Raw genomic sequence first — 23,423 nt, 5'->3', positions numbered from 1 at the left:
CGGCCTTCGATGATGCGCCGATCTCCGCGTGCGCTCTGATCGTTGCGCCGCTGCGGACGCGCCGACTTCCCGGCACCGGACCGGCGTCCGAATCGTGGCAAGGAGTCGCGCCGGTGACACATCGAGTCGTCCTGAACCGCCGCAAGGCGTTCGCCGCCCTGGCATTGCTCGCGACCGCCGGGTGCGGCGCCGCCGACACCACCGCCACCGCGCCACACTGGGACTACGACGCCGAAGGTCCCGACCACTGGGCCGACCTCGACAAGCACTTCGCCACCTGCCGCAACGGCCACGCCCAGTCACCGATCGATCTCCCCGACGCCGCCGAGACGCACCCCGCCGACCACATCGAGATCGTCTACGGGCCCACCCCCACGGCCACCATCACCAACACCGGCCACACCATCCAGACCGCCGTGCCCGCCGACTCGGGCAACCGCATCATCGTCGACGGCACCCCGTTCTCGCTGACCCAGTACCACTTCCATCTGCCCAGTGAACACACCGTCGTCGGCGCCGAGACCGCCATGGAACTGCACCTCGTGCACACCGACCGGGCCGGGCGGCTGGCCGTGCTCGCGATCATGTTGCGCGCCCAGCAGGCACCGGCGGCGGTGAGTCGGGTCCTCACCGTCGCACCCGATCGCGTCGGCGCCACCCGCACGCTCAGCAACGTCGACCCCCGCACGTTCCTGCCCGCGGAGCTCGCCCAGTTCCGCTACGAAGGCTCACTCACCACGCCGCCGTGCACCGAGGGCGTGGCGTGGATCGTGCTGCGCACGCCGAGTCCTGTCGCGGTGGCCGACGTCGACCGGTATCGCGCCCTGTTCCCGCACAGCAACCGGCCCACGCAGCCGCGCAACGGCCGCCCTGTCATCCTCGCGGGCACCGAATAGAAGGTCTCGTCACGACCGGGGGAGTAGCCCCAGGGTCATGTGCCGGACCAGATCGTCGAGGAGCTGCTCGGAGTCGTAGTCGGCGGTATAGCCCGACCCGACGAAGGTCGCCAGGCCCTGCACGGCCGCGAGCGCGGTGACACCGAGACGTTTCGGGTCACCGGGCACGATCTCCCCGGCGGCCTGACCTTCGGCGATGAGCGCGATCGGGATGGCGAAGGCACGCTCCGCGGCCGCCTGGATCTCGGTGTCGGTGGAGCTGTGCCTGCGCGCGAACATCAGCGGCAGCAACTCCGGATTGTCCAGCGCGAACCGCAGATAGGCCCGGGCGAAGGTCTGGAGCCGCGTGGTGATCGGCCCGGCGGTCACGGCCTGTTCGAAGCAGTCGCCGAGCCGTTCCAGGCCGCTGACGGCCAGTGCGTCGAGCAGTGCCTGCTTGTCGCGGAAATGCCGGCTCGGGGCCGCGTGGCTTACACCGGTGTCGCGGGCGAGCTGACGCAGCGACAAGCCGTCCGCGCCGACCGTGCGCAGCGCCGCCTCGGCGTGCTGCAGCAGTGCGGCCCGGAGGTCTCCGTGGTGGTAGCGCGAATGCAAGGACATGGTGGTGGCAGGATATCCGACACGCGCCGAATGTTTGCATTGACTACTTTGTAGTCGCTGACTACATTGACGGGTGCCATGACTGACAACACCGCGCCGACGCGCCCACCGAGCAGCATGCCGATCCGCGAGTGGTTGGCACCGATCACGCTGGTCACCGTGCTGGCCGCGCTCCTGGGCACCATGTACCTCGGCTACACCGCCGACCCCCAGAAGCACCTGCACGACTTCCCGATCGCCGTCGTCAACCAGGACGTCGGCGACACCCTCGCCGGCCAGCCCACCAACCTCGGCGCCCAGATCAGCACGGCACTGGGGGAGAACATCCCCGCCGACAAGATCGACCTGCGCGCCGTCGGCCTCAACGAAGCACAACGACAGCTGCGCAACGGCGAGGTATATGGCGCCATCGTCATCCCCGGCGACTTCACCAAACGCGTCGCCATCCTCGGCACGGCATCGATCGTTCCCGGCACCGTCGAACAGCCGATCATCTCGGTCCTGACCAACCCCCGCGCGGGCACCCTCGCCGCCCAGATCATGGAAACGATCGCCGACCAGGCCATGACCCAGGTCAACACCACCGTCGGCACCCAGCTCACCGACCAGGTCCGCGGCGCCATCGGCACCGCACCGCTCAGCGGCGCCGCCCAGCTGCAGCTCACCCAGCCCGTCGACGTCGTCGTCACCCCGTACCACCCCCTGCCCGAAGGCACCGGCCAAGGACTCGCGGCGTTCTTCTACACCCTCGTCCTGCTGATCGTCGGCTTCAGCGGCGCGATGATGATCAACTCCCTCGTCGACGGCTCCCTCGGCTTCGTCCCCGCCGAATACGGCCCCTGGCACAAGCGAACCGCCCGGGCCCAGATCAGCCGCTGGCGCACCCTGCTCATCAAATGGGGGATCGCCGCCATCAGCGCACCCCTGGCCTCCGGCGTGTTCCTCGGCGTCGGCGCCCTGCTCGACATGACCATCGAACGACCGCTGATGCTGTTCCTCTACGGCACCCTGGCCATCACCGCCATCGCCGTCACCGGACTGTCGGTCATGGCCGCCTTCGGCACCGCCGGCCTGATGATCAACCTCATCGTCTTCGTCGTCCTGGGCATCCCGTCGTCCTCGGGCACCATCCCGCTCGAGGCCACCCCGCGCTGGATCGCCGACCTGGCCGCCTTCGAACCCATGCATCAGATCTACCTCGCCGTGCGCGCCATCCTGTTCTTCGACGGCCACCTCGAAGCAGGCATGAGCCAGGGCCTGTGGATGACCCTCGTCGGCCTCGCGATCGGACTGATCCTCGGCGCCGTCGCCACCCACACCTACGACCTGCGCGGCCTGCATCGCCTCGGCCTCGACCAGCGCCAGGAACCGGCCACCGCGCAGTAGCGCACACCTCGAATCGATACCCCCACGCGGAAGGCACCCGATGCGCGAGTTCGAAGCCCCGGCTTCCTACACCGTTCCAGAACACGCGAACAACTCCGACAGCGTGTTCCGGCACGCCGAGCACTCGCCGGACACGGTGCTGTTCAACGTCGACACCGGCGACGGCGGACTCACCGACGTCACCGCCGCGGCATTCGCCCGCACCGTCACCGATGTCGCCAAGGGCCTCATCGCCTCCGGCGTCGGACTCGGCGACCGAGTCGCCATCATGGCACCCACCCGCTACGAGTGGGTGGTCCTCGACCACGCCATCTGGGCCGCGGGCGGCTGCACCGTCGCCATCTACGACAGCTCCGCCGCCGAGCAGGCCAAGTGGATCCTGCAGGACTCCGCGACCCAGCTGCTGGTGGTCGACAGCGACAAGCACCGCCGGGTCATCGACCAGATCGACCGCGCCGCTCTCCCCGAGCTGACCGAAATCCTGCAGATCGACCAGGGCGCCGTCGCGGAGCTGACAGCGCGCGGCGCCGACCTCGACGACGAGGCGGTCCACACCCGTCGAGCCCAGGTCTACGCCAGCTCCCCGGCCACCCTGATCTACACCTCGGGCACCACAGGACGCCCCAAGGGCGTGCTGCTGTCCCACGCGAACCTCTACGCGGAGTCGAAGTCCGACCGGATCGCCTTGGCGGAGTTCGTCACCGAAGGCAACCGGTCGCTGATGTTCCTGCCGCTCGCGCACGTCTTCGCCCGCGCGGTCACCCTGGCCGCCCTCGACGCCAAAGTGATCGTGGCGTTCAGCTCCGATTGGTCCACGCTCGTCGACCAATTCGGCAGTTTCCGGCCGGACTTCATCCTGGCGGTGCCGCGCGTATTCGAGAAGGTCTTCAACGGTGCCCAGCAGAAGGCACACGCCGGCGGCAGGGGCCGGATCTTCGACCGCGCCACCGAGACCGCCATCGCCTGGAGCGAATCGCTGGACAGTGGCGGACCGGGACTCCTGCGCAAGCTCGAGCACGCCCTGTTCGACAAGCTGGTGTACCGGCAGCTGCGTGGCGCGCTCGGCGGCCGCTGCGGTGCGGCGGTGTCCGGTGGCGGACCGCTCGGCGCCCGCCTCGGCCACTTCTTCCGCGGTGTGGGCATTCCCATCTACGAGGGCTACGGGCTCACCGAGACCACTGCCGCGATCACCGTGAACACCCCACGAAACACCCGGGTCGGCACCGTGGGCCGCCCGACCGACGGCCACGGAATCAAGATCGCCGACGACGGTGAGCTCCTGCTGCGTGGCCCGGTGGTGTTCCGCGAGTACTGGGGCAACCCCGACGCGACCGCCGAGGCATTCACCGACGGCTGGTTCCGCACGGGTGACCTGGGTGCCATCGACCGTGACGGCTACCTGACCATCACCGGCCGCAAGAAGGAAATCATCGTCACGGCCGGCGGTAAGAACGTCTCGCCGGGCCTGCTGGAAGATTCTCTTCGTTCGCATTCGTTGATCGGTCAAGCGATGGTCGTCGGTGACGGCCGACCTTTTGTCGGCGCCCTGATCACCCTCGACCCGGACGTTCTTCCGGATTGGCGACTCCGCCACAATCTTCCCGCCGACACTTCGGTAGAAACGCTCATCGACGATCCCGACCTCGTCTCCGAGATCGATGCGGCGGTCGCCGCCACCAATACTCACGTGTCGCACGCCGAGGGCATCAAGAAGGTTCGCATTCTGCCGTGCGAGTGGACCGAAGCGACCGGTGAGCTGACTCCGAAGATGTCCCTGAGGCGTGCGGAGGTCATGAAGAAGTACGCCGCCGACGTCGATGCGATGTATTCCTGAGTTTCCCCAGTGCCCTTATTTCGTCACTGTGACGAAATAAGGGCACTGGGGAAGTGGAGGGGGAGTGCGAACCTGTTCACCCCGAGGCCCACGAATTCTTCATTTCGCCACATATGGGGCCGCATGCTGCAGATGCAGGCATTCATCGCGAGTGGTCATGAATGGGCCACCAGGTGGAAAACGCCGAATTCCGCGTCACATCGCAAAACGTCGACATGGACATCGCGAGTTGTTGCGCGCGATTCGACGGCGCGGTGTCAGTCGCCGCGGTGGTGGAACGCCGACGAATCGGCACGCAACGCAACACGGCACGTAGTGCATCAATAATGCAAAACACCCGCCCGACCGGCGCCGTTCAAACGCCGATAATGCACATTATGTCAACTAGACCCGACGGCGGTATCGGGATCTTCTCCCCGGTCACCCTTATCGGGGCGTCAGGGTGATGCTGCCGATCTCCACTCCACCGAAATACGCCGGACCCGTGTACCCGCCGCGTCCGTCACTGATCAGTACGACGCGGTGGCCGGGAAAGATGTCGACGTAACCACCGTCGGGTGTCGGCTGAATCGGGTAACGCCCGATCAAGACCAGCTCCCCGCCTTCGACGCGCGCGTCACGTTGCAGGAGCACGATGCCCGCCGACAATGTCGTCGACGTGTAGTTGCCGGGTTCGACGTCGGCCGACGCTGGACCGGCCGTGGCGACGAGTGACGCGGCGCCCACGGCCACCGCGATCACAGCGGTCCGGATCATTGATGGTGTGGCGTGTGTGGACATCGTCAACTCCTGTCACCCGGGTAACCAACTCTACCCCCGCCGACTCCGGTCGAAGGTGCGCGAACACGGCGTCGATACCGAGCCGGCACTCCCCCGGGTTCGGAAGTTCACGGCGTCGCCGCACCTGTCTCGCTCTTCGGGACTGTGCGACGGGCACAAACCACCGGGAGTCAGAATGTCCGAAAAAGCACGTGACGATACCAGCGGCAGACACCGAGGGCGAACCGTAATCGGAAGTTGTCCGCGTCCAACGTGATTCCGTAGCGGCCGGTGATCTGCTGGATGCGGTACTGCACGGTGTTGCGGTGGACGTCGAGGAGGCGGGCGGTGCTCGAGTAGCTACCGCCCTCGGCGAGGAAGACATCCAGGGTGTGGCGGAGCATGGCCATCTTGGTGCCGTCGGCGGCGAGGGGGCCGAGAACGCGACGGACCAGTCCGGCGAGCTCGTCGGGTTCGTCGGACAGGAGCGCGAACGGGGCGACGGTGTCGAAGTCCACCACCGGCGGCGCGTCCGGCCCGGCGGTGACGGCGAGGTTCTTGGCGCGGGCCGCGCTGCGGGCGGAGGTCCGGAATCCCGGCAGTCCCGCGCCGACGGTGCCGAGAGCGACCTTGACGGGCAGGCCGGACGCCGCGATTCGGTCGCCGATGTCGTCGGGCGCTGTGCGGTGGTCCTCGGTGACCGGGAACCAGATGCGCAGCGCGCGTTCCCCGGTGGCCGCCGCCAGTTCGGCTCCCCTGGCGCCCATCGCCGTGGACAGGAGTTGGCGGGTCTGGTCGAGCGCGCGTGCCGCGTCCGCGCCCGGGGTGTCCGGTGGAGTCCAGGCCTCCGCGGCGAGGTGGCGGCGGTCGAGACGGTAGTCGAGTGCTTCTTCGGCAGCCGGGACGTCGACGTCGTCGCTGTCGAGGAGGCGGGCGATCCACTGCTGCCGGGCGGCTTGGCGGCTGCTGAGCCAGCGGTCGCGTTCGGCTTCGTAGATGCGGCCCATGGAGGAGTTGAGGCGGTCCAGGTAGGTGCCGGCGAAGCGGAGCAACTCGGCGATTCTGGCGGCCTGGTCGGGGCCGGGAACGGCGAGGATCAGCCCGATGGCCGCGTCGAGGAGGCGATACTGGCCCAGGCCGTACGCACGCAGCAGGACCGTCAGCGGCACGCCGCGCCGGGCCAGCCGCTGGGCGTAGGCGGCGGCGCCCGCCGGCGGGCTGACGGTGGCCGGGTCGATGTTGTTGGCCAGGACGTACTGCACGACGGCGATGTTCTCCGCGATGCTGGCGGCGCGCAGGTCCGCCAGATCGAAGGCGATGTCGGTCACCGGGATCATCTGCTCGGTGACGCGAATCAGATCCTCGGTGATCGCGTCGGTGAGTGGGCCCAGCGCCTGACCGACCCAGACGAGGGATCCGTACTCTGCCACCGCCCGCTCCGTCCGTTGTACAAAAGCCGCCGCCGATATTGTGCCATGCGCACAAATTCTGGCTGGGCAAGGTGCTGGACGTGGTTGTCCGGGCCGTTTGTGTGGTCGTGACAGCGTGACGTGTGGTGTCATGGTCGCCGAACGCCCCGATATCGACTCCTTCTTGCTTGTTCGACACTGGTCCGCCGCCCGGTAGGCCCAGAATCCGACAGGGTTCGTGGGTCATCGCAGAGCTGTGGGCCGGACGGAGGAAGGATGTTGTACAAGGATGGGTGAGGTTCGTCGCGCGGCGCGAGGTCGAGGCAATCGCAAGGCGAGCACTCCCCTCTTCGCGCAGCTGCTGACGGCGGCGGTCGACACGGCGGGCGAGGCGATCGCCCTGTCCTTCTCCCCCGCCGACGGCGACCGGATCGAACTCACCTACACCCAGCTCGACGAGTCGTCGTCGCGGCTGGCCAGGGAGCTGCTGGATCGCGGGATCGGGCCCGGTGATGTGGTCGCGCTCGGATTCACGCGTTCGATCGAGTCGGTGCTGGCCGTGTGGGCGGTCGCCAAGACCGGCGCGGCCTATGTTCCGGTCGATCCCGGCCTGCCGGCGGAACGGATCGCGTACCTGGTGGCGGACTCGGGTGCGGTGCTCGGGCTCACCGCGGCGGCGTACCGGAGCGCCCTGGGCGAGGCGCTCGCGTGGATCGAGGTCGACGCGCCCCGGCACCGGGACCGGATCGCGGCGTGGCCGTCGCATCCGATCTCCTATCTCGATCGGGTGCGTCCGCTCACCGATCAGCATCCGGCCTATGTCATCTACACCTCGGGGTCGACCGGGCGGCCCAAGGGCGTCGTGGTCACGCACACCGGTCTGGGCGCGCTGGTCACGGCCGCGCGGGACCGGTATGGGGTGCACGCGGGCGACCGGGTGCTGCACGTGTGCTCGCCGAACTTCGACGTCTCGGTGCTCGAGCTGCTGGTGGCCTTCCACGCGGGTGCGACATTGGTGGTGTCGCCGCCGACGGTGTTCGGTGGCCCCGAGCTGGCGGCGGTGGTGCGCCGGGAGCGGGTGACCCATCTGTTGATCACGCCTGCCGCGCTCGAGTCGGTCGACGCCGAGGGGCTCGACGAGCTGCGGGTGGTCGTGGTGGCCGGTGACGCGTTCGGCCCGGCGCTGGTCGATCGTTGGGCGGTCGGCGAGCGTGCGTTCTTCAACGGGTACGGCCCGACCGAGGCCACGATTCTCGCCACGGGCAGCGCCGGTCTGCGGCCGGGCGCGCCGATCACGATCGGTTCGGCGTTTCCTGGTGTCGGGGCGGTGGTGTTGGACGCGCGGTTGCGGCCGGTTCCGGCGGGTGTGGCCGGTGAGCTGTATCTGTCGGGTCCCGCGCTTGCTCAGAGTTATCTGGGCAGGCCCGGGCTCACCTCGGAGCGGTTCGTCGCCGCGCCGTTCGCGGGGGCCGCGGGTGCGCGGATGTACCGGACCGGTGATCTGGTCCGCCGTACGGCCGAGGGTGACTTCGAGTATCTCGGCCGCTCGGACTTCCAGGTGAAGATCCGGGGTTTCCGCGTCGAGCTCGGAGAGATCGACGCCGCGCTGACGGCTCATCCGGACCTCGAGTACGCGGTGACGATGGGGGTGAAGGCCGACTCGGGGGCGACGGTGCTGGTCTCCTATGTCCTGCCCCGCCGAGGTGTTCCGGTCGACACCGAGCAGGTGAGGCGTTTCGTCGGTACGTCGTTGCCGGGGCACATGGTCCCGTCGGTGCTCATCGTGCTGGACGAGATCCCGCTGACGCCCAACGGCAAATTGGACCGCCGGGCGCTGCCCGCGCCGGTCTTCGGCGCGGCCGGTTCGCGCGCGCCGGAGGGTCCGGTGGAGGTCGCGATCGCCGAGCTGTTCACCCAGGTTCTGGGGGTGCGCGAGATCGGTGCGGAGGATTCGTTCTTCGCCTCGGGTGGAGACAGCATTCTGTCCATCCAGTTGGTCTCGCGGGCGCGGTCGGCGGGCATCTCGTTCACTCCGCAGCAGGTGTTCGAGCAGCGGACCGTGGCGGGGCTGGCCCGGGTCGCGGTGGTCGGTGGGCAGTCGGTGCCGACGTTGGCCGAACTTCCCGGTGGTGGTGTGGGGACGATGCCGCTGACGCCGGTGCTGGCGGCCTCGCTGTCGGGCGGCCGGGTGTTCGGCCGTTTCAGCCAGCAGATGGTGTTGGCGCTGCCCGCCGGTATCGATCGGATCGGGTTGGTGGACACCCTGTCCGCGATACTGAATCACCACGACATGCTGCGTGCCTGCGTGCGGGAGGTGGACGGTCGCTGGGAGCTGAACGCGCTGCCGCCGGGCTCGGTGGCGGCGCACCAACTGCTCACCCGGGTCGATGTCGCGGCGGGCCGGACCGAGCGGGAACTCGCCGAGATTGCGAGTGCGGCGCTGGATTCCGCGCTGGCGTCGCTGGACCCAGCGGCATCGCGGATGGTCGCGTTCGTGTGGTTGTGCCGTGAGGACGGTCCGGACGGTCTGATCGTGGCGGCCAATCACGCGGTGATCGACGGGGTGTCCTGGCGCATCCTGTTGTCGGACTTGGTGACCGCCTGGGGGCAGTACACGGCCGGGCAGCGGGTGAGCTTACCCCCGGTCGGGACGTCGTTTCGCCGGTGGTCGCACGGCCTGACCGAGGCGGCGGCCGGCCGCCGGGACGAACTCGATCATTGGCGGCGGGTGCTGGCGGTGCCGGACCCGTTGCTGGGTACGCGTGCGCTCGACCGCTCGGTCGATACCGCGTCGACCGTGCGGACTTTTACTGTCACGGTGCCCGCCGACGTCACTCGGGCGGTGCTGACCGACCTGCCGACGAGGTATCGTGCGGGCGCCGAGGACGGTCTGCTCGCCGCGCTGGCGCTGGCGGTGCGGACGTGGCGGGCTCGCCGTGGCGTGGATGCCTCGGCGACGCGGATCCGTCTGGAGGGCCACGGTCGTGCGGAATCGGCCCTCGCGGGCGCCGATCTGACCCGGACGGTCGGGTGGTTCACCAGCATGTATCCCGTGGCGCTCGAGCTGGGCGGGATCGACACCGAGGCCGCGTGGCGTGGTGGTGCGGCGACGGCGTCGCTGGTGAAGGCGGTCAAGGAGCAGCTGCTCGCGGTGCCGCACAAGGGCATCGGTTTCGGCATGCTCCGGCATCTGGACCTCGAGTCGGGTCCGCTGCTCACGGGTGTGTTGGGCCAGGTGGGATTCAACTATCTGGGTCGGGTGTCCGCCGGCGACGTGCCCGATTCGCTGGCCGATCACGGTTGGCTGCCTACCGATGCGTGGGGTGAGCCTGTCGCCGACCAGGATCCGGCGTTGCCGGCGGCCGCGGTGGTCGATGTCAACGCGCTGGCGGCCGGTTCGGCGGATGGTGTGGTGCTGCGGGCGTCGTTCTCCTACGCCTCGGGGGTCATCGACGAGACGTCGGTGCGTGCGCTCGCCGAGTGCTGGACCGACGCGTTGGCGCTGCTCGCCGATCATCTTCGTGACCCGGCGGCCGGTGGTCTCTCCCCCGCCGATGTGGCGCTGGTGCGGGTTTCCCAGGACGAATTGGATGCCTGGCATCGCGAGCTGCCCGGGCTCAGCGATGTGGTGCCGTTGGCGCCGTTGCAGCTCGGCTTGCTGTATCTGGCGCAGGTCTCCCCCGACGCGGATCCGTATCTGGTCCAGTTGGCCGTCGAGTTGGCGGGTGCGGTGGATCTCGAGCGACTGCGGCGGGCCGCGCAGGTGGTGCTCGATCGGCACGCCATTCTGCGTACCTCGTTCGGGTCGGCGGCGTCGGGTACGCCGGTCGGTTTCGTGGCCGAGGGTGTGGCGGTGCCGTGGCGGATCGTCGACACCGCGAGCAGCGATCCGCGGGAGTTCCTGGCGGCCGAGGCGCGGGTCGGTTTCGATCTGTCGACGGCGCCGCTGCTGCGGTTCACGGTGTACCGCCGCGGTTCCGGTGATCTGCATCTGGTGCTGACCGCGCATCATCTGCTGGTGGACGGCTGGTCGATGCCGTTGCTGATGCGCGAACTGCTGGTTTCCTACGGCACCGACGGCGGCCCGTCGATGTTGCCGCGGGTGCGGGGTTATCGGGACTATCTCGCGTGGTTGGCCGGCCGGGATCGTTCGGCGGCGCTGGACGATTGGCGCGCGGCGCTGTCCGGGCACGAGCCGACCCTGCTCACGGCGGCTGTCGCACCGCCCGCGGATGCGGTGGCAGGTTACGGGATGTGCGCGCTCGACTTGTCGGCGACCGAGGCGGAGGCTTTGTCGGCGGCCGCCGCGGCGCACGAGGTCACCCTGAACACCCTGTTCCAGGCGGCGTGGGGGGTGGTGCTGGCCGGTGTCGTCGGCCGGGCCGACGTCGTGTTCGGTGCGGTGGTGTCGGGGCGGCCGCCGCAGCTGGACGGGGTCGACGCCATGGTGGGTCTTTTCGCGAACACCATTCCGGTGCGGGTGCGGCTCGACGCTGCCGCGTCGCTGCGCGCGGTGTTGTCGCGGGTGCAGTCCGAGCAGGTCGCGCTGCTCGACGGGCATTACCTGGGGCTGGCCGATATCCAGCGGGCCGCCGGCGCGGGCGAGTTGTTCGACACGCTGATGGCCTACGAGTCGTATCCGGTGGATACCGAGGGGATGCGGCGCGCGCATGGTTCCCTCGACGGTCTCGAGATCGTCGATGTCGAGGCGGCCAATGCGACGCACTATCCGGTGGCGGTCGGGGTCGAGGTGGGCGACGGTATCCGGGTCGGCCTGCAGTACCGGCTCGAGGTGGTCGGCGCCGATATCGCCGAAGCGCTGACGCACCGGCTGCGTGTGGTTCTCGACGCGCTCCGCGATACGCCGGATCGCCCGGTGGGTGCGGTGCTCGCGGAGCTCTCCCGGCACGATGATCCGGTGGCCCGATTCGCCTATTGGCGTGCGGTACTCGCCGATCTGCCCGCGGAGCTGAACCTTCCGGCGGATCGTCTCCGGTCCGCCGGGCCGGTGGCTATCGACGATCACGTGCGGTTCGAGATCCCGGCTGACTTGTTCGGGCGCATGCGGGAAGTCGCGCAGGCGCGGCGGACTTCGGTGCGCACGGTTGTCCATGTCGCGTACGCGGTGTTGCTGGCGCGGCTGTCCGGCAGTGCGGACATCGCGATGGACGTGTTCGCCCCGCGGGATCCGGCGGTGCTGCTGCGACTATCGGTGCCTGGCGGCCGGACCGTCGACGCGCTGCTGTCCGATGCGGCCGCGCTGGCGCGGCAGGCCTGCGTGTTCCCGGAGTTGTCGGCGGCGGAGTCGGCGGCCCTGGGTGTCGCCGAACGTTCGGCTGCGCGGATCGCGCTGCTGACGGGCCCGCGACCGGACGTCACCGGGTTCGACCTGGCGCTGACCGTCCCCACCGAATCGGCGGAGCCGGTCCGCGCCGAATTCGGTTTCACCAGTGCCCTGTTCGACCGGGAGACCGTCTCGGTGTTCGCTGAACGACTCGTCCGGTTGCTGACCGCGATCGTCGAACATCCGCAGTCCGCGATCGGTGACCTGCCCCTTCTCGACGCGGCTGAGCAGCTCACGGAGCGTCCGGCCGAGCTCGACGCTCCCCCGGTGCTGTTGCCGGATCTCGTCTCCCGTGGTGTCGCGCTCGGTCCCGATCGAGTGGCGATCCGGTACCGGGGTCGCTCGGTCACCTATGGCGAACTCGACGCGCGGATTTCCCGGGTGGCGCGTGCCCTGATCGCGCGGGGCGTGGGACCCGAAGTGGCTGTCGCGGTGGCCTTCCCACGGTCGGTGGAGATGGTCGTCGCCGCCTTGTCGGTCGCGAAGGCGGGCGGGCTGTTCGTGCCGCTGGACCCGGACCAGCCCGCGCCGCGTCTCGCTCACGTGGTCGCCGATGCGGGGGCCGCCCTGGGTCTCACCGCGCCGGAGTATCTCGATCGGGTGCCGGTCGGTGTGGATTGGCTGACTCTCGACGAGGCGGTGGGGTCGGCTGCCGCGACGCCGGTCACGGATGCGGATCGGCGTGCGCCGGTGCGGGCGGAGCATCCCGCGTATGTCATCTACACCTCCGGGTCGACCGGCGTCCCCAAGGGCGTCACCGTGACCCATGCGGGCCTGAGTCTGCTGGTCGAGGAGGCGGTCCGCCGCTACGGCCTCACCGGGGACCACCGGTTCCTGCACATCTGCGCGCCGTGGTTCGATCCGTCGGTCCTGGAATGGCTGTGTGCCTTCACGACGGGGGCGACGCTGGTCGTCGCGCCGTCGGAGATCCTCGGCGGTGTCGAGCTGAGCGATCTGCTGGCCGCCGAAGCCGTCACCCACGCCATCATCACTCCCGCTGTGCTCGGCACTCTCGATCCCGGGGGTCTGGACGCGCTGGAGCTGTTGTCGGTCGGCGGTGATGTGACGACACCGGAGCTGCTGGCGAGATGGCAGCCGGGTCGCCGCTATCTCAACGGGTACGGTCCCACCGAGACCACGATCATCTCGGCCTACGCCGAACTCACCGCGGGCCGCCCGGTCACGATCGGTGCGCCGGTGCCCGGCACGTACGCGATGGTCCTGGACGCGCGGTTGCATCCGGTGCCGGCGGGGGTCACCGGTGAGCTCTATCTGGCCGGTCGCGGGGTGGCGCGCGGCTACCGTAATCAGCCGGGTACGACCTCGACCCGGTTCGTCCCCGATCCTTGGGGTGCCCCGGGTGCGCGGATGTATCGCACCGGTGACCTCGTGCGCGTGCGCGATGCGCAACTGCACTATGTGGGTCGTGCGGACACCCAGCTGAAGGTGCGCGGGTTCCGGATCGAGCCGGGCGAGGTCGACGCGGTGCTCACCGGTCGCGCCGAGGTCGAGGTGGCGGTGACCGTGGGCCGGTCGGCGGCATCGGGGTCGACTGTCCTGGTCAGCTATGTCGTTGCCGCGCAGGGCCGGATCGCCGATCCGGCGGCGCTCTCCGAGTACGCCGCGCAACGCTTGCCGTCGTATCTGGTGCCCTCGGCGATCGTCGTGCTCGACGCGCTGCCGCTGACCTCCAACGGCAAACTCGATCGTGCCGCGCTCCCGGAGCCGGTGGCCGCGTCGGCGGTCGTCCGGGCGCCGTCGACGCCGAGGGAGACCGTGCTGGCTGGGTTGTTCGCCCGGGTGCTCGGGGTCGAGTCGGTGGGGGTCGACGATTCGTTCTTCGCCGTCGGTGGCGACAGCATTCTATCGATCCAGCTGGTCTCGCTGGCCCGCGCGGCGGGCATCGTGTTCACGACCAGGCAGGTGTTCGAACACCGCACCGTGGCGAAGCTGGCCGAGGTCGCCGCTGTCGACAGTCCTGCCGTGACTCTGGCCGAACTGCCCGGTGGCGGGGTCGGCGAGGTCGCGCTGACGCCGGTGCTGGCCGAGTTCCTGGCCACCGGCTCGAGTGATCGCTTCGCGCAGACGATGGTTCTGGCGCTGCCGGACGGTATCGATCGCGCCGGTCTGGTCGCGACTGTGTCCGCGGTGCTGCGCCGTCACGACATGCTGCGTTCGCGGTTGCGTCACGATGGCCTGCGGTGGCGGTTCGAGGTTTTGGCTCCCGAGTCGGTGTCGGCGGACGCGCTGGTCTGCGAGGTCGACGCGGCGGCTGCCGACGGCGAGGAGCTGACCCGGATCGGTAGTGCCGCCATGGATTCGGCGCTGTCGGCGCTCGACCCGGGATACGGCCGGATGATCGCGTTCACCTGGGTGCGCCGGAGCGAGGCCAGGGACCTGCTCGTGGTGGCGGCTCACCACTACGCGATCGACGGTGTGTCGTGGCGGATCCTGCTGCCCGATCTGGTCGTCGCGTGGGCGCAGTACGACGCCGGGCAGGAGATCGTTCTGCCGCCGGTCGGTACCTCGTTCCGCCGGTGGGCCCACGGGCTGGTCGCGGCCGACCGCACCGGCGAGCTCGACTACTGGCGGCAGCTGCTGTCCACCCCGGATCCGCTGCTGGGGACGCGGGCCATCGACAGTGCGGTCGACACCGAGTCGACGATGCGGTCGATCACGGTGCAGGTTCCGGCCGTGGTCACCGAGCCGCTGCTCACCACGCTGCCCGCGCAGTACCGGGCCGGCGCCGACCACGCTCTGCTCGCGGCGCTCGCGCTGGCTGTGCGCGCATGGCGGGCGCGTCGTGGCGTGGACGCCGACACCCTGCGGATCAGGCTGGAGGGACACGGGCGTGCCGAAGACGTCGTCCCCGGCGCGGATCTGACCCGGACCGTCGGCTGGTTCACCAGCGTCCACCCGGTCGTGCTCGACCTGTCCGCGGTTCCGGAGCGCGTCGACGACGCCGCGCTCGCGACCGCGGTGCGGTCGGTGAAGGAACAGCTACTGGCGGTGCCGGACAACGGCATCGGGTTCGGGGTGCTGCGCCTGGACCCGGCGCATCAGCTCACCGGCGGCCTTGGCCAGGTCGGCTTCAACTATCTGGGCCGTGCGACGACCGGTAACGACCCCGCCGCGGACGCGGCCTGGCTGCCCGCCGCCGATCTCGGCGACATCGATGTCGACTACGACCCCGCGCTGCCGGCGCACACCGTCGTGGACATCAACGTGATCGCCGTGCCCACCGACGCCGGTCTCCAGCTGCGCGCCGATTTCCGTTACGCCACCGGCATCCTCGATGCCGACGAGGTGCTGGAGCTGGCCGACGAGTGGCGCGGGCAGCTGGCCGCGCTCGCCGAGCACACCCGGCATCCGGACGCGGGCGGTCTGACTCCGTCCGATGTCGCGTTGGTGCGGGTGTCGCAGGCGGATCTGGACCTGTGGCGCCGCACCCACCCCGGGCTGACGGAGGTGTTGCCGCTGTCCCCGCTGCAGCAGTCGCTGCTGGCACTGGGTGAACTCCTGGACGACTCGGTGCACGCCTATGTCATCCAGCTCGTCGCCGAACTTTCCGGCGATCTCGACACCGAGCGGCTGCGCCGGGCGGCCGCCACCGTGCTGGACCGGCACGCGAACCTGCGCTCGGCGTTCGTCACCGCCGCGGACGGCACGCCGGTGCAGGTGGTGGCCGACGCGATCGAGGCGCCGTTGCGGGTCGTCGGCGATGTCGACGACGCCGACCTGTCCGAGCTGCTGGCCGCCGATCAGGAGGCCGGTTTCGATCCGGCGGTCGCGCCGCTGCTGCGATTCACCGTCTACACCAGCGGTTCCGGACGCAGCCATCTCGTGCTGACAGGTCATCACATCCTGCTCGACGGCTGGTCGATGCCGCTGTTGATGAAGGAACTGCTGGTCCTGTACGCCACGCACGGTGACGCGGCGCCCCTGCCGCCGGTGCGCCCCTACCGTGACTATCTGCGCTGGCTGAGCCGGCAGGATCGCGGGGTCGCCGAGCACGCGTGGTCGACGGTGCTGGCCGGGGTGGAGCCGAGCATGCTGTCACCGGAGCTGACGTGGCCGCCGGCCACCGGCACCGGATTCGGCCTGTGCGAGTTCGACATCGATGCCGACCGCACCGCCGAGCTGGCAGCGTTCGCCGCCCGCACCGAGGTCACCGCGAACACCGTCTTCCAGGCGGCGTGGGGTCTGGTCGTCGCGGGGACCAGCGGGCGCGACGACATCGTCTTCGGCGCCACGGTCTCCGGCCGTCCGCCGCAACTGGACGGTGTCGGCGACATGATCGGTTTGTTCGTCGACGCGGTGCCGGTGCGGGTCCGGCTCGACCCGACTGGCACCGTCACCGATCTCGTGCGTGCGGTGCAGGCCGAGCAGGCCTCGGTGCTCGATCACCATCATCTCGGTCTCGGTGCGATCCAGCGGGTGGCTGGGCGCGGTGAATTGTTCGACACGATGCTGGCCTTCGAGTCCTATCCGGTCGACGCCGAAGGGCTCCAGCAGGCGGGCGGTGCGCTCGACAACCTGCGAATCGATGGTCTGCGCGGGGCCGACTACACGCACTATCCGCTCACCATCCTGGTGTTCCTGGGGGCGCGCACCCAGGTGCAGATCAAGTACCGGCGTGATCTCGTCGCCGAGGCCACCGCGCAGGCGGTGACCGACCGGCTGCGCACCGCCCTGACCGCCGTGATCACCGCCGGCCCGGACACCACGGCGGGCGCGATCGCGCAGCGGCTCGCGACCGCACCCGGCGATCCGATCGCGCGTGCCCGCTTCTGGCGGGAGACGCTGGCCGATCCGCCCGGTCGGCTCACGCTGCCCACGGCGACTCGCGAGAGCGGGGGCGGGCGGGGACAGACCCGGCTGCCGATTCCGGCCGCGGTGCAGCAGGAACTGCGTGCGCTCGCCGATGCGGCCGGAGTCGGCTGGTCGGCGCTGATCCGCAGCGCTGTCGCCGTGCTGCTGGCTCGGCTGACCGGGACCGACGACATCGTCCTCGCCGCGCCCGAGCAGACCATGGTGGTCCGCACCCGGGTCGACCTCGGCCAGCCCTTCCTCGCGCTGCTGGCCCGGGCCCAGCGCAGTGAGGCCCAGGCGCTCGCGCACGCGGGAGTTCCGTCGGCGGACCTGGCCGCCTTGGTCGGTGCCGATCACCTGGACCAGGTGTCGCTGGGGTTCGACGGTCCCGGCGCCGGTGAACTGGCCCTGGCCGTGGTCGAACACGACGCGGGTTCGATCATCGAAATGTCTTTCGCACGAACAGTGTTCGACGACGACGAAGCGCTCGCGTTCGGCCGGCGCCTGGTGCGGATCCTGACCGCGCTCGCCCAGCGACCGGGCACACCGGTCGGCGACCTGCCCCTGTCGGATCGCGACGAGGACGCCTTCCTGACCCGGATCGGCGACGGTGGCACACCCTCGACCGCCGCGACCCTGCCGCACCTGCTGGTGCGCGGCACCGACTACGGCCAGCACCGGATCGCGGTGCGCGACAACGGCCGCGGCCACACCTACGGTGACCTGGACGCCGACTCCTCACGTCTGGCCCGGCTGTTGATCGCCGACGGCGTCGGACCGGAAACCGTGGTCGCCTCGGCGATCCCGCGGGGTTACCAGTCGATCCTGGCGTTCTGGGCGATCGCGAAGGCCGGTGGCGTGTATCTGCCGGTCGATCCGAACTACCCCGCGGACCGGGTCCGGCACATGCTCGACGATTCCGGCGCCACGAGGGGCGTCACCGTCGCCGGTCACGCCGCGGCACTCGGCGAGTCGGCGCGCTGGCTGGTACTCGACGATCCCGCCGTGCGCGCCCGCATCGCCACCCACCCCGCCACCGCGGTGCGGGACCGGGACCGGACGGCTCCGCTGCGGCGCGACCACGCCGCCTACGTGATCTACACCTCCGGCTCCACCGGGCGGCCCAAGGGTGTCACCGTCACCCACGCGGGCCTCGGCGCGCTGATCGCGCACTCGGCCACCATCATGGGCCTGCGGCACGACCACCGGATGCTGCACGTCTGCTCGCCCAGCTTCGACCAGTCGATCGAGGAGATCGGCACCGCTTTCCATCGCGGCGCCACCCTGGTGATCGCGCCCCCGGGCACCGTCGGCGGTGTCGAACTCGACGAGCTGCTGCGCCGGGAACGCGTGACCCACACGATCATCACCCCCGCCCTGCTGGGCACCCTCGACCCGGCCGGGCTGCCCGAGCTGAGCTGTGTCTCGGCGGGCGGTGAGGCGACCACCGCCGAGCTGCTGACCGCCTGGCAGCGCGGGCGCCGCTTCCTCAACGGCTACGGACCGACCGAGGCCACGATCGGCGCGACCTACGCGCGGTTGCGCGCCGGTGACCGGGTCACGATCGGCCGTCCGGTGCCGGGGTTGCGCGCGATGGTGCTCGACCAGCGGTTGCATCCGGTGCCCGTCGGTGTCACCGGTGAGCTGTATCTGGCCGGTCCGGCCTTGGCCCGCGGCTATCACCGGCGTGGTGCCGTGACCGCCGACCGGTTCGTCGCCTGCCCGTGGGGTGCGCCGGGCGAACGCATGTACCGCACCGGCGATCTCGTGCGCTGGGTGCGTGGCGCGGAGGCCGCCGACGAGCTGGAGTACCTGGGCCGCACCGATTTCCAGGTCAAGATCCGGGGCTTCCGGATCGAGCTGGGCGAGATCGACGCCGTGCTGGCCCGGCATCCGCAGGTCACCTTCGCGGTCACCGTCGGCGCGCAGAATCCGGCGGGCGAGACGACGGTGGTGTCGTATGTGACCGGCCGTGACATCGATCCCGGTGCGGTGGTGCGGTGGTCGTCGTCGATGCTGCCCGCGCACATGGTTCCGGCGGCCGTGATGGTGCTGGACGAGATCCCGTTGACCTCCGCCGGCAAACTCGACCGGCAGGCGTTGCCCGCGCCCGTCTTCACGGCCCGCCCCTACCGGCGGCCGGCGAACGGGCTCGAACGCACCGTCGCCGGGGTGTTCGCGGAGGTGCTGGGCATCGAACAGGTCGGCGCCGACGACAACTTCTTCGAGCGTGGCGGCAACTCGCTGCTGGCGACCCGGCTGTCCGCCCGGTTGAGCGCGGCCGTGGCGGTCCGGGTCCCGGTGCGGGTGCTGTTCGCGGCACCGACGGTCGCCGAGTGCGCCGCGGAGGTCTCCCGGCTGACCCGGGCGGGCCGCCGTCCCGCGCTGCGCGCCCAGGCTCGGCCCGAGCGGCTCCCGCTCTCGCCCGCCCAGCAGCGCATGTGGTTCCTCAACCGTTTCGATACCCGGACCTCCGCTTACACGATTCCGGTGGTGTTGCGCTTGGGCGGTGCGCTCGATGTCGCGGCCTTGCGGGCGGCGTTCGGTGATGTGGTGGCCCGGCACGAGATCCTGCGCACCGTGTATCCGGTCGTGGATCACGCGCCGGTGCAGGTTGTCCTGCCCGTCGGCCATCGGGATCTGCCCCGGTTGGCTGTGCGCTCCACCGCCGAGGTGGAACCCGCTGTGCTGCAACTGGTGTCGACGGTCTTCGACGTCACCGCGGAGGTGCCGCTGCGGGCGACGCTGTTCGAGGCCGGACCCGAGGACTTCGTGCTGGCCATGGCGATCCACCACATCGCCGGTGACGGCTTCTCCGGTGGCCCGCTCACCCGCGACCTGGTGACCGCCTACGGCGCCCGCGTCGACGGGCGTGCCCCGACGTGGACTCCGCTGGCCGTGCAGTACGCCGACTACGCGGTGTGGCAGCAGACGCTGTTGGGCGAGGACACCGATCCGACCTCGGTGGGCGCCGAACAGATCGCCTATTGGCGCCGGGCGCTGGCCGATTTGCCCGACCAGCTCGACCTGCCCCGCGACCGTCCCCGCCCGGCGGTGCAGTCCTATGCCGGTGGCCGGGTGCCGTTCACCGTGGACGCCGCCACCCACGCCGCGCTCACCGAATTGGCCCGCACGCAAGGCGCGACGCTGTTCATGGCCGTGCACACCGCGCTGGCCGTCCTGCTCGCGGGACTGTCGGGCACCACCGACATCGCCATCGGCACCCCGGTCGCCGGACGCGGCGAGGCCGAGCTGGACGATCTGATCGGCATGTTCGTCAACACGTTGGTGTTCCGCACCGAGGTCGACGGCGACGAGAGTTTCGCCGAACTGCTCGCCCGCCAGCGCGAGATCGACCTGCAGGCGTTCGCGCACAGCGACGTCCCGTTCGAGCGGCTCGTGGAAGTGCTCAATCCGGTCCGCTCCACGGCTCGGCATCCGCTGTTCCAGGTGGGCCTGTCGTTCCAGAACCTCGCCGAAGTACGGATGGACCTGCCCGGCATCAGCGTGTCCTCGGTGGAGACCGACCGCGAGCTCTCGCAGTTCGACCTGCATTTCATTCTGGCCGATCGCTACACCGGCGACGGCGCGGCCGCCGGGATCGGCGGTTACTGCACTTTCGCCACCGATCTGTTCGACGCCGTGACAGTGCGCGGATTCCTGGAGCGCTTCACCCGGATCATCGCCGCGGTGGTCGCCGCGCCCGGCGCACCGCTGCACACGATCGATCTGCTCGCTCCGGCGGAGCGGACCCGCATTGTCGAACGGTGGAATCGCACCGCGCGCCAGACCGATCCGGCCGCGACCCTGGTGTCGCTGCTGGACGAGACCGTGGCCGCGGACCCGCATGCGGTGGCGCTCGTGGCCGAGGACCGACGGTGGACCTTCGCCGAGCTCGACGCCCGGGTGAACCGGCTGGCCCGGTATCTCGTCGCCGCGGGGGTCGGTCCGGAGACCCGGGTGGCGCTGGCTATGCGGCGCTCGGTCGAGCTGGTGATCGCGATGTACGCGGTCGCCACCGCCGGTGGCGCCTATGTGCCGATCGATCCCGATCAGCCGCTCGCGCGTACCGAGTACATCCTGGACACGGCGTTGCCGATGCTGGTGCTCACCGACACCGACACCGGGTTCGCGGCAGCCGGGACCCGGGTCGTGCGGGTCGACCAGCTCGAGCTGTCGGCGCTGAGTGCCGCCCCGCTCACCGATCGCGACCGGCGCGCTCCGCTGCGGGCGGCCAATACCGCCTATGTGATCTTCACGTCGGGCTCGACGGGGCGTCCGAAGGGTGTGGTGGTCTCGCACGCGGCCGTGGTCAACCAGTTGCGGTGGAAGGCCGAGAGATTCGGCCTCACCGCCGAGGACGTCGTGCTGTTGAAGACGGCGGCGACCTTCGACCTGTCGGTGTGGGAGTTCTGGTCGACGGCGGTCTCGGGCGGTCGCCTGGTCATCGCCGCACCCGACGGTCACCGCGATCCGGCCTACCTCGCCGAGCTGATGCGCCGCGAGGCTGTCACCACCTTGCACGCGGTGCCATCGATGCTCGACGCGCTGCCCGCCGATGGGCTGCCCGCCTCGCTGCGCCGGGTCCTGGTGATCGGCGAGGCGCTGCCCGTGGCGTTGGCCCGTCGAGTCGAATCCGCGGCACCGCAGGCCGCGCTGTTCAACGTGTACGGACCGACCGAGGCGGCGGTCTCGATCACCAGCCACCAGGTCCGCGCCGCGGACACCGCGACGGTCCCGATCGGCAAGCCGGTGTGGAACAGTCAGGTCTACGTGCTCGATGCCCGTCTGCGGCCGGTGCCGGTCGGTGTGCCGGGTGAGCTGTATCTGGCCGGCGCCCAGCTGGCAGGCGGCTACCTCGGCAGGCCCGACCTGACCGCCGAACGCTTCGTGGCGAATCCCTTCCACGCCGGCACCCGGTTGTATCGCACCGGTGACCTGGCGGCGTGGAATGCCGACGGGGCCTTGGAGTATCGCGGGCGCACCGATTTCCAGCTGAAGATCCGCGGCTTCCGCATCGAGCTGGAGGAGATCGACGCGGTGCTCGCCGCGCACGCCGATGTCGGCTACGCGGTCACGATGGGCCGGGAGAACCAGACCGGCGCGACGGTGCTGGTGTCGTATGTGGTCGCCGCGCCGGATCGGATGGTCGTCGTCGAGGATCTGCGCGAGTGGGCGTCGCGGTCGCTGCCCTCGCACATGGTGCCCGCCACGATCATGGTCATCGACGAGGTGCCGCTCACCTCGGTCGGCAAACTCGACCGCGCCGCGCTGCCCGCACCCGAAGTCGCGACCCGCGCCTACCGTGCCCCCGGCACCGCGATCGAGCAGACGGTGTGCGAGATCTTCGCCGATGTCCTGCGGTTGGACCGGGTCGGCATGGACGACCACTTCTTCGAACTGGGTGGCACCTCCCTCAGTGCTACCCGTCTGGCGACCCAACTCGGTGCCGCGGTGGCCGCGACCATCCCGGTGACGTGGCTGTTCACCACCCCGACGCCCGCGGGGATCCTCGCCGCGCTGCGTGCCGACGGAGCCGACAGCACCGGCGCCGACGTGGCGTTCGATGTCTTGTTGCCGTTGCGGACCGGCGGCACCCGCGAGCCGCTGTTCTGCGTGCACCCGATCAGCGGTGTCGCCTGGTCGTTCGGTGGGCTCGCCGCGCACCTGCATCCCGACCGGCCGATCTACGGTCTGCAGTCGCCGGCGCTGAGCTCGGCCGAGCCGCTGCCGGATTCGATCGAGGAATGGGCGCTGCTCTATCTCAAGCAGATTCGCCAGATCCAAGCCGAAGGGCCCTACCACCTGCTCGGCTGGTCACTGGGCGGAGTGCTCGCGCACGCCATGGCGGTGCAACTGCAGGAAGACGGTGAGGAGGTCGCGCTGTTGGGCATGCTGGACAGCACGCTCAGCGCCGCGTCGCAGGCTACGGCGAGCCCGGTCACGGCAGCCGATCTGCTCGGCGGGTTCGCCGGTGACCTCGCTGCCGACGGCACCTTCGACGAGGTGGCCGACGCGCAGGGTCTGGCCGAGGTCCTCGGCCGGCTGGCCGCACCGCTGGCATCGCTGGACTCCGCCCGGATCGAGCGCGTCGTCGACGCGGCGATCGCTTCGGCGGCACTCGACGCGGCCTACCGGCCACGCCGATTCGACGGCGCCATCACCTATTTCACCGCCGCCCAGGACGATCCGACCGGCTCCACCGGCGCCGCGTCCTGGACCGAGGCCGCCAGCCGCCCGGTGCGCAACCATCTCGTGGACGCGACGCACTGGCGGATGACCGAGAGCCGCGCGCTCGAGTCGATCGCCAAGGTGTTGCGGGAGTGGCTGTGACGATCACGAACCCATCAGTGGCGCTGATGGGGTGATAGGCACGGGCCCAC

Annotated in this window: 7 protein-coding genes; 4 read left to right on the top strand and 3 right to left on the bottom strand. The window is 70.1% G+C overall.

All coding sequences use genetic code 11. The features are described 5' to 3' along the window. Window positions 1–113 precede the first annotated feature (113 nt). The gene (locus tag Q7X29_RS18205) at window positions 114–896 is read left to right on the top strand and encodes a carbonic anhydrase (protein ID WP_218720189.1); all 783 of its coding nucleotides are present in this window, start codon (window positions 114–116) and stop codon (window positions 894–896) included. 9 nt (window positions 897–905) lie between these two features. Here the strand turns inward: Q7X29_RS18205 and Q7X29_RS18200 are convergent, their stop codons facing one another. Beyond that, window positions 906–1,496: a TetR/AcrR family transcriptional regulator gene (locus Q7X29_RS18200; RefSeq protein WP_316574815.1), complete on the bottom strand. Its 591-nt coding sequence runs from the start codon at window positions 1,494–1,496 to the stop codon at window positions 906–908. Window positions 1,497–1,574: 78 nt separating this feature from the next. Between Q7X29_RS18200 and Q7X29_RS18195 the strand changes: the two genes are divergently transcribed. Next, window positions 1,575–2,882, top strand: coding sequence for a YhgE/Pip domain-containing protein (locus Q7X29_RS18195; protein ID WP_316574814.1), 1,308 nt, complete (start codon window positions 1,575–1,577; stop codon window positions 2,880–2,882). A 40-nt stretch (window positions 2,883–2,922) separates the two neighbouring features. After that, a complete protein-coding gene (locus tag Q7X29_RS18190) occupies window positions 2,923–4,716 on the top strand; it encodes an AMP-dependent synthetase/ligase (protein ID WP_218720187.1) in 1,794 nt (597 codons plus the stop codon). Between the two features lie 426 nt (window positions 4,717–5,142). On the opposite strand, the gene Q7X29_RS18185 is transcribed toward Q7X29_RS18190, so the two are convergent. After that, window positions 5,143–5,496 carry a hypothetical protein gene (locus Q7X29_RS18185; RefSeq protein ID WP_218720186.1) on the bottom strand — a complete coding sequence of 118 codons (354 nt, stop codon included), beginning with the start codon at window positions 5,494–5,496 and terminating at the stop codon, window positions 5,143–5,145. 170 nt (window positions 5,497–5,666) lie between these two features. Continuing rightward, complete coding sequence (locus Q7X29_RS18180; protein WP_316574813.1) at window positions 5,667–6,905, bottom strand: PucR family transcriptional regulator; 1,239 nt, start codon at window positions 6,903–6,905, stop codon at window positions 5,667–5,669. A 268-nt stretch (window positions 6,906–7,173) separates the two neighbouring features. Between Q7X29_RS18180 and Q7X29_RS18175 the strand changes: the two genes are divergently transcribed. After that, window positions 7,174–23,373, top strand: coding sequence for a non-ribosomal peptide synthetase (locus Q7X29_RS18175; protein WP_316574812.1), 16,200 nt, complete (start codon window positions 7,174–7,176; stop codon window positions 23,371–23,373). Window positions 23,374–23,423: the final 50 nt, after the last annotated feature.

It is taken from the genome of Nocardia canadensis (genome assembly GCF_032656385.1).
Classification (GTDB): domain Bacteria; phylum Actinomycetota; class Actinomycetes; order Mycobacteriales; family Mycobacteriaceae; genus Nocardia; species Nocardia canadensis.
This window is presented reverse-complemented; position numbering and strand designations above follow the sequence as displayed.

Bases quoted from the DNA above. Each gene is read 5' to 3' on its own strand.
- Q7X29_RS18195 (WP_316574814.1), top strand. From the start codon at position 1,575: ATGACTGACAACACCGCGCCGACGCGCCCACCGAGCAGCATGCCGATC.
- Q7X29_RS18185 (WP_218720186.1), bottom strand. From the start codon at position 5,496: ATGTCCACACACGCCACACCATCAATGATCCGGACCGCTGTGATCGCG.
- Q7X29_RS18190 (WP_218720187.1), top strand. From the start codon at position 2,923: ATGCGCGAGTTCGAAGCCCCGGCTTCCTACACCGTTCCAGAACACGCG.
- Q7X29_RS18175 (WP_316574812.1), top strand. From the start codon at position 7,174: ATGGGTGAGGTTCGTCGCGCGGCGCGAGGTCGAGGCAATCGCAAGGCG.
- Q7X29_RS18200 (WP_316574815.1), bottom strand. From the start codon at position 1,496: ATGTCCTTGCATTCGCGCTACCACCACGGAGACCTCCGGGCCGCACTG.